Genomic DNA, 13,244 nt, shown 5'->3' on the forward strand with positions numbered 1-13,244 from the left:
CTGACGCATCGGTCGGCGCGCCGTCAGAGCACCTGCACGGCGACGATGCTCGTGTCGTCGTCGGTGTCCCCGCCGGCCGCTCGCAGCAGCCCGTCCACCAGTCGGTCCAACGGGTGGCGGCTCTGCCGTTCGGCCTCCCTGACGAGGTGCGCGAGCCCTCGGTCCAGACCGTCGTGGCGGCGCTCGACCAGACCGTCCGTGTACAGCAGCAGCCGGTCGCCCGCCCGCAGCCGGGTGCGCTGCTCCTTGTACTCGTACGCCGGAACCGCGCCGAGCAGCACGTCGTGCGGGGCGTCGAGCAGCCGGGCCCGGCCCTCCCGGATGAGCAGGGGCGGCAGGTGCCCGGCGCTCGTCCACACGATGACGTGGTCCTCGGGGTCGTACAGCGCGCAGACGGCCGTGGCGGTGGGGTGGTCGGTGGTGCGCAGCGTCAGCTCGTTGAGCCAGCGCATCAGGTGCCGGGGGGAGTTGCCGGTGAAGGCGAGCCCGCGCTGGGCGTTGCGGAGCGCGACCATGCCGTTGACGGACGTGATGCCGTGGCCCGCGATGTCCCCGACGGCCACCAGGACCTTGCCGCCGGGCAGCGGGAGCACGTCGTACCAGTCGCCGCCGACGCGGTACTCCTCGGCGGCCGGCCGGTAGCGGGCCGCCACCAGCAGCCCCGGCACCTCCTGGAGGTCGGGGACCTCGGGCACGATCGCCTGCTGGAGCTGGAGCGCCAGTCGGTGCCGGATCTCCGCACGGCCCTGGACGGCCGTCAGGTGGTCGAAGGTCGCGTTGAGCGCCGCCTCGGTGCGCCGGCTGGCGGACACGTCCTGGTAGACACCGGCGATGCCGCCGACGGTCCGCCCGTCGAGCAGCGGCTCGGCCGCCACCCGGACATGACGGACCGTCCCGTCGCCGAGGAGCACCCGCAGGACCGTCTGCGCGCCGGTGTGGCGTTCGGTCAGCGTCGTGAGCAGCGCGGTCAGCGCCACACCGTCCTCCGGATGGACCCGTCCCCGCAGACCGAGCAGCGGTACGGGCGTCTCGTCGCGGGCCATCCCGAAGATCGCGAACGCCTGTTCCGACCAGATGGTCTCGCCGCCGGTGAGGCTGTCCTGGAAGGTGGCCACGCTCTGCAGCCGGGCCACCGCGCGTCCGGTCGCCAGGCCGGGGTCGTTCGAGGTGTGCCAGAGCACGACCGTCCGCTCGGCGCCGGCCGGCAGCACCCGCACGTCGCACAGCCGGGGGGAGCCGCTGGGGCCGGTGTCCGTGACGGGCAGCAGGGCCGCCCGCTGCACGCGCGCGCTGCGGTGGGCGCGGCGCGCGAGATGGGCCAGGTCGGCGTGGACCGCGGGAAGGGCGAGGGCGAGGGAGCGGTCCTCGCGCGGCGGAGCGGCGCCGAGCGCCTCCACGGCCTCTTCGTTCAGGTGCTCGATCGTCGGTGGGGTGGAGGCCGGCGGGCCGGGGGCCGGGGGAGCGGGGGCCGACGACGAGGTGGGCGCGGGCTCGACGGACGGCGGGGCACCGGCCGACGGCGTGTGGAGCAGCATCGCCGGATGGACCAGCGCGTCCAGCACGTCGACGAGTACGGGAGTGGCGGCCGGGGCCGCCTCCTGGGCGTCCAGGACCGTGCCCGCCACCTCCATCAGGCCCATCAGGGCGCGCCGCAGCGGGGTCTCCAGGGTGACCGGGCCCGGCCAGCAGACCAGGGCGAGCCCGGCCGTCGTACCGCGCACGCGCAGCGGCAGCAGCGCCCGGGCGGCGCGCGGGCCCGGGCCCGGCAGGACGTCGTCGTGCCCCGCGTCCAGCCAGGCGGGAGAGCCGTCGGCGAGGACCTCGCGGAAGAGCCGCGGGCCCGCCGGGGGGATCCACTGCCACAGCGCGGCCTCGGCCGCGCTCACCCCGGCGTGTCCCGCGAGCCGCAGGCATCCCATGTCGGCGCGTCGCCAGAGCCAGAGGCTCTCCGCACCGTAAGGGGCGAGGCCGCCCTCCAGCAGGGTGCGGGCCGCCTCGCCGACCGTGTCGGCGGTCTCGGCGGCCGACACCGCGCGCCGGGCCCGGCGCGCTTCGGCGAGATGGCGCGCCGTGATCCGGGCGGCGTGCTCCTCCGGGGTCTCCCGCGCGGCGACGGGCGGCGCCGCGCCGGCCTCGTGGCCGGGCGCCGCACCCTCCTCCCGCTCCTCGTCCGTCCGCTCGGGAGGTGTGTGCCCGGCGTCCGTCTGCTCGTGGCCCGGTGCGGTCGGCGGCTTGAGCGGGGAGCCGGCCAGGCCGTTGACGACGTCCGCGGCGAGGTCTTCGACGTCCAGGCCGGTGGCGTGGGCCAGGGCGTCGAGGTGGGCGGCGGCGTCCGCGGGGGAGGCGTTCAGCTGGACCGCGAGGACACCGGTGGCCAGGTCGAGGAGGTGCCGTCGGGCGCGTTCGGCCCGCAGCCGCCCGATCTCCGCCGTGAGCCTGGCGACGCTGTCGGGGCCGGACCGTGCCTCTCCGGCCCCTGGAGGCTTCGCGGCGGGGTTGGTCGTCACGGCTCCCTCGTTCCCTCCACCGCACGGTCGACCGGAATCGTGGTGTCCGCACAGGATTCTACCTTTTGGAGCCTTCTGGTGGATCTTCTGATGATCTGTACGGGATCGTTCCCTCGCGGCCCGAGAGGGGTGTACGCCCGGGGGACGTACCGGAGAAGCACCGGCGAGGTGTCTGAAGAGCGGTTCCGCGGGTACTCGCGGCGGCAGAGCCGGGATCCGGTGGCCCGACCGCGTCGAAAGGGCGCGGTGGTCTTCCGGGGAACGGCACGCGTGCGCAGGAATGACGGGCAGGGCCGGCCGTTTCTCTGGGACACCGGAGGGGCGCCGGACCGCTGGGAGGTGTCGGCGATGGAGGAAGTACGGCTCTCACCACGCGAGCGGCGCATCCTGGCCGAGATGGAGAGGGAACTGGCGGAGGACGGCGGGCGCACTCCCTCCACCGACGCCCCCGGCGAGCGGCCGGACCGCCCGTCCGTCCCGGAGGGTTCACGTGGCCCGGACGGACGTCACGGCACGGACGCCTCGCCCGGACCGGCCCGGTGGCGTGGCCCGTACCGGTCGCCCGACCGCTGGGCAGTGCGGGGAACCGCCCTGCTGGGGGCCGTGGCCCTCGCCCTGCTCGTCTCCGCCGTCGTGACCGCGGCGCCCGTCCTGATCTGGGTGTTCGCGGTGGTCTGGGTCGTCGCCCTGACCTGCCTGCTGCGCATGGTGATCCGCTGGTCGCGAAAGATGAGGACGAGAACATGAGCAGTGCCACCGATACGGCCACCGCGACCGTGGAGCCGACCACGGCCGCGCCCCGGCTGCCCTCCGCCCGCGGCGAGGTGTCCGAGGGCGTGCGCGCCTACCTGCGCGGCGACGCCTCGGTGCTGCCCGACGCCGCCGCGACCGAGCGGCTCGACCCGTACGGCGACGACCTCCACCTCGCCCTGCATCTCTGCTACGAACTCCACTACCGCGGCTTCGCCGGCGTGGCGGACGAGCGGGAGTGGGATCCGGCCCTGCTGGAGCTGAGGGGCCGTCTGGAAGCGCGCTTCCTGGCCGCCCTGCGCGAGGAGTGCGGCACGACCGACGACGTCGCCGACGCCCTCGGCGCGATCCTGGTCGAACCGGTGGACGGCACCGGCCCCTCCCACTTCCTCGTCGAGCACGGTGAACTGTGGCAGCTCAGGGAGTACGCGGCCCTGCGCTCCGTCTACCACCTCAAGGAGGCCGACCCCCACGCCTGGGTGATCCCCCGGCTTCGCGGCCGGGCCAAGGCGTCCATGGTGGCGGTGGAGTACGACGAGTTCGGCTCCGGCCGGGCCGAGCGCATGCACGCGCGCCTGTACGCGGAGCTGATGACCGACCTCGGCCTCGACACGACCTACGGCCGCTATGTCGAGTCGGCCGGGGCGCGGACCCTGGCGACCGTCAACCTCATGTCGCTCTTCGGCCTGCACCGGGCCCTGCGCGGGGCGCTCGTGGGCCACTTCGCCTCCGTCGAGATCACCTCCTCGCCCGGCTCCTCCCGGCTGGCGCTCGCCCTCGAACGAGCCGGTGCGGGGCCCGCGGCCGTGCACTTCTACGAGGAGCACGTGGAGGCGGACGCCGTACACGAACAGCTGGTCCGGCGAGAGGTCGTCGACGGCCTCCTGGAGGACGAGCCGCATCTGGCGGCCGACGTCGCCTTCGGGATCCGGGCCACCGGCCTCCTGGAGGACCGCCTCGGGGACGACCTGGTCGCCGCCTGGTCCGAGGGCCGGTCGGCGCTCCGCCGGCCGCTCGACGAGACGGGCGAATGAAAAGGGGCGAAAGGGGCAGAAGTGTCGTGGGCGGGGCCCGACGAGAGTCGCCAGGCCCCGCCCGACGACCGGCCATGACGAGCACGACAGGCCGCACGCGGACGGTGGAAGGGAAGGAGCGGACCATGCCTCGCGGATCGAGCCCGAAGCGGGAACGGCAGTACGAGCACATCAAGGACAGCGCCCTCGACCGAGGTGAGGGCGAGAAGCGCGCCGAGGAGATCGCCGCGCGCACCGTCAACAAGGAGCGGGCCCGCGCGGGCGAGTCCAAGACGGCGAGCAAGACGTCCACGCAGGACATGTCGTCCTCCCGGCGGGGCGGCAAGCGCTCGCACAGCGGCGCCGAGGGGCCGACGTACGACCAGCTCTACGCCGAGGCGCAGAAGCGGAACGTCCACGGCCGGTCCTCGATGAACAAGGCGGAGCTGAAGCGCTCGCTCGGCAAGTGACCCCGGTTCCGCCGGTGCCGGGCCGCGAGACCCGGTCCCCGTGGTGACCGACGTAAGCGCCGCGCCCCGACGATGAGGAGCGCGGCGCCAAGCGGGTGGCGGCGCCCGTCAGGCGCGCCCGTCACCGCCCGGGCCGGCCGACCGACGCCGCCACAGCCACAGCGAGAGCGCCGCACCGAGGGCCGAACCCACCAGGGCCAGCGGGAGACCCGCCCAGGGGCCGGAGGGAACGGACCCGTGCGGCGAGTTCTCCTCCGGTCCGGGGTTTCCCCGTTCGGCGGGGCGCGGCTCGGTCAGGGCGGCGACCCGCTCCGACACGGGCACCGGCCGGCGCGCCGGGGCCTTCGCCGCTGTGGCCTCCTTCGCCGCGTCGGCCTTCTTGTAGCCGTGCGGGGCCGGGCCCGCCGCGGCGGCGGCCGGTCCGGTCTCGGGCGACGGATGCCGCTGTGCGCGCACCGGCGCCGGGGCCAGGGTGCCGACGGCCTGGACCCGGCCCGCGGCGTCGAAGCCCCAGTCGAACAGCGACCTGGCCTCCTCGTACACGGAGTGCCCGCCCGAGCTGGGGTTCATCACCGACACCACCAGCGTCCGGGTGCCCCGGCGGGCGGCGGCGATCAGGGTGTTCCCCGCGCCGCTGGTGTAACCGTTCTTGATGCCGATGAGCCCCGGGTAGCGCGCCACCCCGTCCGCCCCGGTCAGCAGCCGGTTCGTGTTCCGGATGCCGTACGACCACGACCCCGAGGGGAAGTCGGCGTACGGCGTCGAGCAGTAGCGGACGAAGGCCGGGTCCTGGAGCCCGGCGCGGCCGAAGAGCGCCAGATCGTACGCCGAGGACACCTGCCCCGGTGCGTCGTAGCCGTCCGGCGACACCACGTGCGTGTCGCGCGCGCCCAGAGCCCGCGCCTTCTCCTGCATCTGCCGGGCCATCGACTCCCAGCCGCCGCTCATCGCCGCCAGCACGTGGACGGCGTCGTTCCCCGAGCTGAGGAAGACGCCGTTCCACAGATCCGACACCTTGTACGTGTAACCGGGCCGGACGCCGACCAGGCTGCTGCCCTGCCCGATCCCCTCCAACTCCCACGCGTCGACCGTGTGCCGCCGTTCGGGCTCGAGATGCGGCAGCGCGGTGAGGGCGAACAGCGCCTTCAGGGTGCTGGCCGGCGGCAACCGGCGATGGGCGTTCCGCGCCGCGAGCACCTCTCCGGTGGCGGCATCGGCCACCAGCCACGACCGCGCGGACGAGTCCGGCAACTCGGGCGCCCCCCGCAACGGCCGGACCTGCGTCCCGGCGCGGTCCAGCAAGCCCGCGTCGACGAAACGCGCGGTGGGAGGCGTGGGTTCCGTGAGGGAGGAGGCCGTGGCGGTGGGGGCCGGCAGCACGAACAGCAGCGCCGCGACACCGGCGGCGGCATGACGGACAGCGGACGTGACGATCATTCAGCCACCGTAGGAAGCCTGACCGTCACCCGCAGTCGGAGTGAGCCGACCGGCGTACGAACCCCGCGGGGCAGGATCATCGCCATCCAGGCCGGGGTGCGGATCCGGGTCGTCCGGACAGGGCCGGCGGAACCGCGGGAGGCCCTGCGCGGCATCGAGGCCACGCCCCTGATCACCGCCGGTCCGACGACGGCCCGCGTCCTCGTCCTGACCACCTTCGACGAGGACGACCACGTCTAGGGCCCCCTCGACTCGGGCGCCCGGGACCGGGTCCGGCTCGTGATCACGGCCCATGGGAGCGGTCCCGTCACGCTGCTCCGCTGAAGAGGCCCTGAAGAAGACCGCCGCCTGGGGCCCGGGGAAGCGGTGTCAGCGGGGCAGGGCATGCTGGTGACGTGGCATCACCTTCGTATCAGAGCAGCCCCGTTCCACCGGAACCCGCCGAGGCGCAGGGGACCGGCGGTCCCGTCGCCGCGGGGGCGTCCGCACCGCGGCAGCAGCGGGCCGTGGTCGCCGGGCACATGATCGTCTGCGGTGACGACGTGCTCGCCCACCGGCTCGCGGCGGAGCTGCACGACGTCTACGGCGAGCGGATCACCCTGCTCGTCCCCGCGCCGCGGGAGCCCGAGCGGCCGTCGGCCGGCCGGCCGGGGATCGCCCAGGCGCTGTTCGGCCGGGTGACCGCGGCCGTCACCCGGGGCGCCGTGGGGGAGCAGCGGGGCGCGGCGCCCACGCGATCGATACGGCTCGTGGAGACGGCCGAGGTGGACGACGCCGTTCTCGTGGACGCGGGCGTCGAACAGGCGGCCGCCCTCGCCCTCGTGTACGACGACGACGAGACCAACATCCGCGCCGCGCTCGCCGCTCGCCGCCTCAATCCCCGCCTGCGACTGGTGATCCGGCTCTACAACCGCAAGCTCGGCCAGCACCTGGAGACCCTTCTCGACCAGGCCGGGGCCGTCGTCGAGCCCTGCCCGGACCCCAAGCTGCTCGACGCCGCGACGACCGTGCTCTCCGACGCCGACACGGCCGCCCCCGCGCTCGCGGCCACCGCGATCGCCGGCACCAGCAAGGTCGTCCAGGCCGGCGGTCTCCTCCTCCACGCCGTCGAACGCACGCCGCCGGCCCGTGGCGAGGTCGCCGACCCCGGCCTGTGCACCCTCGCCCTGCTGTCGGCGACCACCAACGACCCGGCCGGCTGCGAGGGCTCGGAGCGCAGCGGCGACGCGGGCCCGCAGCTCCTGCCCGACGACCGGGCCGTCGCGGCGGCGCCCGGCCGGGGCACCGTCGCCCTGGAGGCGGTCACGTACGCCGGACCGACCCTCTCGGCGAACAGGTTCGGCGCCTCCGCGCTGCCCGTGGCCTCGCTCTTCTCCCGCCGGCTGCGCTGGTCGCTCGCCGGTGTGACCGCCGCCGTCGTCGCGATCGCCCTCGCCACCTGGCTCACCACCCGCCACCACCCCCTGCACGCCGCCTACCTGACGCTCCTGGACCTCTTCGCCATCGGCGACCCCGCCGTCGACGAGACCACCAGCCGTCAGGTGCTGCAGCTCCTCGCCGGACTCCTCGGCCTGCTCCTGCTGCCCGTCCTGATCGCCGGACTCCTCGAAGCCCTCGGCACCTTCCGCTCGGCGACCTCGCTGCGCCGCCCGCCCCGGACCCTGTCCGGCCATGTGGTGCTCCTGGGACTCGGCAAGGTGGGCACGCGGGTCCTCGCCCGGCTGCGCCGACTGAACATCCCGGTGGTGTGCGTCGAGTCCGACCCCGAGGCGCGCGGCGTGGCGCTGGCCCGCCGGCTGCGCGTCCCGACCGTCATCGGAGACGTCACCGAGGAGGGCGTCCTGGAAGCCGCCCGCATCCACCGCGCCCACGCCCTGCTCGCCCTGACCAGCGTCGACATCACCAACCTGGAGGCCGCGCTCTCCGCCCGCGCGGTCAAGGCCGACTTGCGCGTCGCCCTGCGCCTGTACGACGACGACTTCGCCACCGCCGTCTACCGCACCCTGCGCGCCGCCCACCCGGACGCCCTCACCCGCAGCCGCAGCGTCTCGCACCTGGCCGCACCGGCCTTCGCCGGGGCCATGATGGGCCGCCAGATCCTGGGCGCCATCCCGGTGGAGCGCCGGGTGCTGCTCTTCGCGGCCGTGGACGTGGCGGGGAACGCGCTCCTGGACGGCCGTACGGTCGCCGAGGCGTTCCGGCCCGGTGCCTGGCGGGTGATCGCCCTCGCCACCGGCTCCGCGCCGCTCGGCCGCCCGGGAGCCGGGCTGGTCTGGCAGCTCCACCCCGGCCGGCTCCTCGCACCCGGCGACCGGGTCGTCATCGCCGCCACCCGCCGCGGCCTGGCCGAACTCTTGGGCCGCCGCCCGCGCCGGGAGCCCGCACCGGGCTCGTAGCGCGCGCCGAAGAGCCCCCGGCCTCGCCCGGCCGGGGGCTCCTGGACGCGCCGCGCACCTCGCGGCTCAGCCGCGCTTGGTCCTGCGCCAGCCGAAGGGGCCGGGCAGGTCCATCGAGGTGGTGCGGCGTCCGGTGCTGCTGTGGGTGTGCCGGGGGCCGTGCTTGCCGCCCCCGGTGGTGATTGACCACGACTTGCGGTTGATGTTGAGCCGGACGCCGGGCAGGATCCTGAAGCTCTTGCGGAATGTCAGCGGCATGACGTCTCGCCTTCCTCCGGACGGAAGGGGGCGGCCGGTCCGACCACCCCTGCTTTCAAGCCAGTTGCCTACGTGTATCCGGCGACGGCCGTTCCATGCGCGGCAGCCGGTCGGCCGGCAGACGGTACCCGGCGCCCGCTCTTCCCCGCCCCTCACGGGCGCGCGTGGTGCCAATGCGCCCGCAGGAGAGGTCAGGCCGGGGCGCGCAGCCCCGCCAGGAGCCGGTCGAGTGCCTGCTCCCCGGCCTGCGGGTCCCCGCCCTGCGCGATCCAGAGCGCGGCCTCGTTCATCGCCCCCGAGAGCAACCGGGCCAGGGGCTCCACCGGCTGATCGGCGATGACCCCGGCCGCGGCGAGCGCCGTCAGCGCCTCCGCGAGATGCCGGGCGGAGGACTTCTCGTCCATGGCCCGCCACTCGTCCCAGCCCAGCACGGTCGGCGCGTCGACCAGCAGGATCTGTCGCACCGCAGGATCGGTTCCCGCGGCCAGGAAGGCCCGGCAGCCGGCCTGGAGCTGCTCCCAGAGGTCTTCGTGCCGCTCGGCCGCGGCCGCGACCCGCTCTCCCAGTTGCTGCTGGATCTCGCCGACGACAGCCCGGAAGAGCCCTGCCTTGCTGTCGAAGTGGTGATAGGCGGCCCCCTTGGTGAGCCCGGCGGCCCGCGCCACCTCGGCCAGCACCACGTGGTGGTACCCGTCGGCGGCGAACTGCCGCCGCCCTTCGGCCAGCAGCGCCTGCCGCGTGGCCGCCCGCTGCTCCGCCCGGCTGACCGCCATCGAGCCCACCGCCCTTTCTCTTCCGCATACCGAGGGTATGCTAACGCCACGATTCGCATACCCAGGGTATGTGAACTGGAGCTGGAGGAGTGTCATGACCGAAGAGCCCACGACCACGCCCAGGACGAAGCTCGGTGGCTTCTACCCGGTGCTCGCCAGCCGGGACGTGGCGGCGTCCCGCGACTTCTACACCCGCCACCTCGGGTTCGACGTGACCTTCGAGGCGGACTGGTACGTCAGCCTGCGCCGCCCCGACGCCCCGCAGTACGAACTGGCCCTCCTCGACCACGCCCACCCGACCGTCCCCGAAGGCCACCGGGCCGCGCTCCAGGGGGGCCTGCTGCTGAACTTCGAGGTGGACGACGTCGACTCCGAGCACCAGCGGCTCGTGGTCGAGGCGGGCCTGCCCGTCGTGCTGCCGCTGCGTACGGAAGAGTTCGGCCAGCGCCACTTCATCATCACCGCACCGGACGGTGTACTGATCGACGTCATCACCATCGTCCCGCCCAGCGAGCAGTACGCCGCCCAGTACACAAACCTCTGATGCTGAGCCCGGCTTGGGGACAGGAGAGGCTCCCGGGGGTTCCCTGAGCGCGGGCAGGTCAGCCGGGCTCCTCCCCGCCGCGGTCTGCGCAGCCGGCCGCTGAGCGCGCAGACCCCTCTCGGTGAACGCGGTGCCGACCGTAGGATCTGACCGTTCGGCAGCTCTGCCTCTTCTGCAGCTCTGACCGTTCGGACGCCGGTTCGGCCCGCCTCGCCGTCAGGAGTGCCCCGTGAACGTCACGCCCCACCCCCTCGACCCCGCCGGGGGCTGCCCGCACGCCGCCAACGCCCGGCTGCTCACCCAGGGAGCCGTGGCCCCGGTGCTGCTGCCCGGCGGCGTCGAGGGGATGGCCGTCCTCGGTCACGACGCGCTGCGCGACTTCCTCTCCCACCCCGAAGTCGCCAAGGACGCACGCCACTTCACCGCCCTCGCCGACGGGCGCATACCGGACGGGTGGCCGCTGCGCACCTTCGCCACCGTCCAGGGGATGACCACCGCCGACGGCGCCGACCACCGGCGGCTGCGGGGCCTCGTCGGCAAGGCGTTCACCGCGCGCCGCGTGGAGGCGCTGCGTCCCCGGGTCGAGGCGGTCACCGCCGGACTCCTCGACGGGCTCGCGGCCGCCGCCCGGGAGGGTGGCGGCGTCGCCGATCTGCGCCGCCACTACGCCCTGCCGCTGCCCCTCGGGGTGATCTGCGAACTCCTCGGCGTGGACGCGGAGTACCGGGACAGGCTGCACCACCTCTCCAACCAGGTCGTCGCCACCGACATCGGCCCCGAGCAGGCCCTGGCGGCCAACCGCGAGCTGGTCGAGGTCCTCGCCGCCGTCGCCGCCGCCCGGACGGCGCGACCCGGCGACGACCTGACCAGCGCCCTGATCGCCGCCCGCGACGACGGCGGCGACCGGCTGAGCCAGCCCGAACTCATCGGCACCCTGATCCTGATGATCATCGCGGGGCACGAGACCACCCTGAACCTCATCACCAACGCCGTCCGCGCCCTGTGCGCGCACCGGGACCAGCTCGCCCTGCTCCTGGACGGGCGGGCCGCCTGGGCGGACGCGGTCGAGGAGACCCTGCGGTGGGACAGCCCGGTGAGCTACTTCCCGTTCCGCTACCCCACCCGCGACCTCACCGTCGACGGCACGCTGATCCCGAAGGGCACACCCGTCCTGGCGGGTTACTCGGCGGCAGGGCGCGACGAGAAGGCCCACGGCCCGGACGCCGGCCGCTTCGACCTCACCCGCGCACCGGCGGCGAAGCACCTCTCCCTGGGCCACGGGCCCCACTACTGCCTGGGCGCCCCCCTCGCCCGCATGGAGGCCACGATCGCCCTCCGGTCCCTCTTCACCCGCTTCCCCGACCTCACCCTCGCCACCCCCGAGCCGGACCTCCCCCGCCACGCGAGCTTCGTCGGCAACAGCGTCCGCACCCTCCCGGTCCGGCCGGTCTGACCGCAGCGGGCCCCGAGGGTTCTAGCCCCGGCCGCGGTCCGCCGGTGTCGGCGAGGTGCGGAGCGCGGAGACCAGGTGGAGGAGGTGGGCCTCGTTGCCCGACAGGCCCGCGGCGCGCAGGGCCGCGTCGGCCTCCGCCATGGGGTGGGTGAGCATCACCCCGGCGTACGGCGCGAGGTGCGGGTCGGTCAGGACCGCCTGGGTGGACTCCAGCAGACGGAGGTACGCCTGGGCGGCGGCGCGCTCACGGGCGGGGGTGGTGGTCATGTCGGGCTCCCTCTCGACAGGTTGGCACTCCCACCCTCTCCTATGGGTCTGACAACGGGGGTCCGCCCCGCCCGTCGAGGTGCGCGGCGAGGCGGTCCAGGAACACCCGCTGCCCCGCCACCAGCAGCGGAGCGGCCGCCGCGGGGGTGAACCAGCCGACCCGGTCGATCTCCGGGAACTCCCGCTGGACGCCCGAACCGCGCGGCCACTCCATGGTGAACGTCCCCGGCACGACCCGGGTCGGGTCCAGGTCCGCCTCGACCGCCCAGACCGTGACGGTCTTTCCGTTCCGCTGGCGCGCCTCGCCGAGCGGGATCCGCTCGCCGTCCGGGGCCGGGAGGCCCAGCTCCTCCTCGAACTCGCGGTGGGCGGCGGCCTCGGGGGATTCCTCGGGACCGTACTCGCCCTTCGGGATCGACCAGGCCGAGACGTCCTTCGACGCCCAGAAGGGCCCGCCCATATGGCCGATGAGCACCTCGACGCCACGCTCCGGCGTCCTGCGGAAGAGGAGGAGTCCAGCACTGCGCTTGTCCGGCATGCCGCCCAGTGTGGCCGAAACGGTCAGATACCGCAGCCGCTCGCCGACCAGAAGCGCGCGGACCGGGTGTCGACGTGCGCGTGGTCGCCGTGGCCCGGGTAGCCGGGGCCGAGGATGCCGTTGAAGCCGTGGTTGCGCGCCTGCTTGGCCAGGGTGCACAGGGACGGCGACCCGGTGAGGTCGATGCCGTCGCCGTACAGGTGCCGGCTGTCCGAGGCGCCGCCGACGGCCGCGTTGCAGGCCTTCGAGCGGAACCCGCTGCTCACCGAGATCGGCACGTCGCCGAGCGCGTGGCGCAGCGCCTCCAGCTTCCACATCGCGCGCAGGGCGTTCGCCCTGGCGGTGGCGGCGCTGACGGCTCCGCCGGAGAAGTCGCCGTTGCACTTGTTGAGTTCGGCGTAGGTGAAGTGGACGGGGGTGCAGTCGGCGTCCTGGAGCGCGTACAGCTTGGCGAAGGTCGCGGGGCCGGCGACGCCGTCCGCGCCGAGCCCGTACGCCTGCTGGAAGCGGGTGACGGCGGCCTTCGTCGCCGGCCCGTAGGAGCCGTCGACGCCGAGGACGGCGCCGTAGCCGGGGTAGCCCGCGACCCGGATCTGGAGCTGGGTCACGTCCGCGCCGGACATGCCGGAGGACAGTGTGCGGCCCCAGGTGTAGCACTCGTCCGCGTGCGCCGTGCCCGCGGTGGCCACTGTGCCCGCGAGCGCGGCGACCACCAGTAGGACGAGGGAGAGCAGGGATCTGATCGCGCGCCTGACCATGACACCTCCGTGTCGGAAGACGGGATTCCTGGCATGAGCATGAGGGGTGCGGGGAGGGTGGTCAACGGCCCGTCGCACAT

14 protein-coding genes are annotated in these 13,244 nt (G+C 74.5%); 7 read left to right on the top strand and 7 right to left on the bottom strand.

Features of this window, described 5'->3' with window-relative positions; genetic code table 11:
• Nucleotides 1-23 precede the first annotated feature (23 nt).
• Nucleotides 24-2,507, bottom strand: a complete 2,484-nt coding sequence (locus ACZ6RC_RS16965; RefSeq protein ID WP_469583593.1) for a PP2C family protein-serine/threonine phosphatase — start codon at nucleotides 2,505-2,507, stop codon at nucleotides 24-26.
• A 348-nt stretch (nucleotides 2,508-2,855) separates the two neighbouring features.
• Here ACZ6RC_RS16965 and ACZ6RC_RS16970 point away from each other — a divergent pair, with 348 nt between their 5' ends.
• The 3 genes from ACZ6RC_RS16970 to ACZ6RC_RS16980 all read left to right on the top strand — a co-directional run bounded on the left by ACZ6RC_RS16970 (nucleotide 2,856) and on the right by ACZ6RC_RS16980 (nucleotide 4,740).
• Nucleotides 2,856-3,254 (top strand): hypothetical protein, encoded by a 399-nt coding sequence (locus tag ACZ6RC_RS16970; protein WP_469583596.1) that lies wholly within the window; start codon nucleotides 2,856-2,858, stop codon nucleotides 3,252-3,254.
• Complete coding sequence (locus ACZ6RC_RS16975) at nucleotides 3,251-4,291, top strand: iron-containing redox enzyme family protein (RefSeq protein WP_469583601.1); 1,041 nt, start codon at nucleotides 3,251-3,253, stop codon at nucleotides 4,289-4,291. The genes ACZ6RC_RS16970 and ACZ6RC_RS16975 overlap by 4 nt, the downstream gene beginning before the upstream one ends.
• 125 nt (nucleotides 4,292-4,416) lie before the next feature.
• Nucleotides 4,417-4,740 (top strand): plasmid stabilization protein, encoded by a 324-nt coding sequence (locus ACZ6RC_RS16980; protein WP_453617074.1) that lies wholly within the window; start codon nucleotides 4,417-4,419, stop codon nucleotides 4,738-4,740.
• 108 nt (nucleotides 4,741-4,848) lie between these two features.
• On the opposite strand, the gene ACZ6RC_RS16985 is transcribed toward ACZ6RC_RS16980, so the two are convergent.
• A complete protein-coding gene (locus ACZ6RC_RS16985; protein WP_469583604.1) occupies nucleotides 4,849-6,177 on the bottom strand; it encodes a D-alanyl-D-alanine carboxypeptidase family protein in 1,329 nt (442 codons plus the stop codon).
• Nucleotides 6,178-6,273: 96 nt separating this feature from the next.
• Between ACZ6RC_RS16985 and ACZ6RC_RS16990 the strand changes: the two genes are divergently transcribed.
• A complete protein-coding gene (locus ACZ6RC_RS16990) occupies nucleotides 6,274-6,417 on the top strand; it encodes a hypothetical protein (RefSeq protein WP_469583607.1) in 144 nt (47 codons plus the stop codon).
• Nucleotides 6,418-6,698: 281 nt separating this feature from the next.
• Nucleotides 6,699-8,573, top strand: a complete 1,875-nt coding sequence (locus ACZ6RC_RS16995; protein ID WP_469584356.1) for an NAD-binding protein — start codon at nucleotides 6,699-6,701, stop codon at nucleotides 8,571-8,573.
• 66 nt (nucleotides 8,574-8,639) lie between these two features.
• On the opposite strand, the gene ACZ6RC_RS17000 is transcribed toward ACZ6RC_RS16995, so the two are convergent.
• Together ACZ6RC_RS17000 and ACZ6RC_RS17005 are read right to left on the bottom strand one after the other, a co-directional pair.
• Nucleotides 8,640-8,831 carry a DUF4236 domain-containing protein gene (locus ACZ6RC_RS17000; RefSeq protein WP_391137573.1) on the bottom strand — a complete coding sequence of 64 codons (192 nt, stop codon included), beginning with the start codon at nucleotides 8,829-8,831 and terminating at the stop codon, nucleotides 8,640-8,642.
• 191 nt (nucleotides 8,832-9,022) lie between these two features.
• Nucleotides 9,023-9,604, bottom strand: a complete 582-nt coding sequence (locus ACZ6RC_RS17005) for a TetR/AcrR family transcriptional regulator (protein WP_469583610.1) — start codon at nucleotides 9,602-9,604, stop codon at nucleotides 9,023-9,025.
• A 94-nt stretch (nucleotides 9,605-9,698) separates the two neighbouring features.
• Here ACZ6RC_RS17005 and ACZ6RC_RS17010 point away from each other — a divergent pair, with 94 nt between their 5' ends.
• Together ACZ6RC_RS17010 and ACZ6RC_RS17015 are read left to right on the top strand one after the other, a co-directional pair.
• A complete protein-coding gene (locus ACZ6RC_RS17010) occupies nucleotides 9,699-10,148 on the top strand; it encodes a VOC family protein (protein WP_469583612.1) in 450 nt (149 codons plus the stop codon).
• 229 nt (nucleotides 10,149-10,377) lie between these two features.
• Entirely contained in the window at nucleotides 10,378-11,601 is a 1,224-nt protein-coding gene (locus ACZ6RC_RS17015; RefSeq protein ID WP_469583615.1) for a cytochrome P450 family protein, read from the top strand.
• Between the two features lie 21 nt (nucleotides 11,602-11,622).
• On the opposite strand, the gene ACZ6RC_RS17020 is transcribed toward ACZ6RC_RS17015, so the two are convergent.
• The 3 genes from ACZ6RC_RS17020 to ACZ6RC_RS17030 are packed head-to-tail and all read right to left on the bottom strand — an operon-like array spanning nucleotide 11,623 to nucleotide 13,164.
• On the bottom strand, nucleotides 11,623-11,868 hold the full coding sequence (locus tag ACZ6RC_RS17020) for a hypothetical protein (protein ID WP_453617061.1): 246 nt from the start codon (nucleotides 11,866-11,868) through the stop codon (nucleotides 11,623-11,625).
• Between the two features lie 40 nt (nucleotides 11,869-11,908).
• A complete protein-coding gene (locus ACZ6RC_RS17025) occupies nucleotides 11,909-12,406 on the bottom strand; it encodes an NUDIX hydrolase (RefSeq protein WP_469583619.1) in 498 nt (165 codons plus the stop codon).
• A gap of 23 nt (nucleotides 12,407-12,429) precedes the next feature.
• Complete coding sequence (locus tag ACZ6RC_RS17030; RefSeq protein ID WP_469583621.1) at nucleotides 12,430-13,164, bottom strand: D-Ala-D-Ala carboxypeptidase family metallohydrolase; 735 nt, start codon at nucleotides 13,162-13,164, stop codon at nucleotides 12,430-12,432.
• Nucleotides 13,165-13,244 lie beyond the last annotated feature (80 nt).

It is taken from the genome of Streptomyces sp. NPDC048353 (genome assembly GCF_055587165.1).

Coding starts and splice junctions, on each gene's coding strand:
- ACZ6RC_RS16970 (WP_469583596.1), top strand. CDS start 2,856: ATGGAGGAAGTACGGCTCTCACCACGCGAGCGGCGCATCCTGGCCGAG.
- ACZ6RC_RS16975 (WP_469583601.1), top strand. CDS start 3,251: ATGAGCAGTGCCACCGATACGGCCACCGCGACCGTGGAGCCGACCACG.
- ACZ6RC_RS16980 (WP_453617074.1), top strand. CDS start 4,417: ATGCCTCGCGGATCGAGCCCGAAGCGGGAACGGCAGTACGAGCACATC.
- ACZ6RC_RS16985 (WP_469583604.1), bottom strand. CDS start 6,177: ATGATCGTCACGTCCGCTGTCCGTCATGCCGCCGCCGGTGTCGCGGCG.
- ACZ6RC_RS16995 (WP_469584356.1), top strand. CDS start 6,699: ATGATCGTCTGCGGTGACGACGTGCTCGCCCACCGGCTCGCGGCGGAG.
- ACZ6RC_RS17000 (WP_391137573.1), bottom strand. CDS start 8,831: ATGCCGCTGACATTCCGCAAGAGCTTCAGGATCCTGCCCGGCGTCCGG.
- ACZ6RC_RS17005 (WP_469583610.1), bottom strand. CDS start 9,604: ATGGCGGTCAGCCGGGCGGAGCAGCGGGCGGCCACGCGGCAGGCGCTG.
- ACZ6RC_RS17010 (WP_469583612.1), top strand. CDS start 9,699: ATGACCGAAGAGCCCACGACCACGCCCAGGACGAAGCTCGGTGGCTTC.
- ACZ6RC_RS17020 (WP_453617061.1), bottom strand. CDS start 11,868: ATGACCACCACCCCCGCCCGTGAGCGCGCCGCCGCCCAGGCGTACCTC.
- ACZ6RC_RS17025 (WP_469583619.1), bottom strand. CDS start 12,406: ATGCCGGACAAGCGCAGTGCTGGACTCCTCCTCTTCCGCAGGACGCCG.
- ACZ6RC_RS17030 (WP_469583621.1), bottom strand. CDS start 13,164: ATGGTCAGGCGCGCGATCAGATCCCTGCTCTCCCTCGTCCTACTGGTG.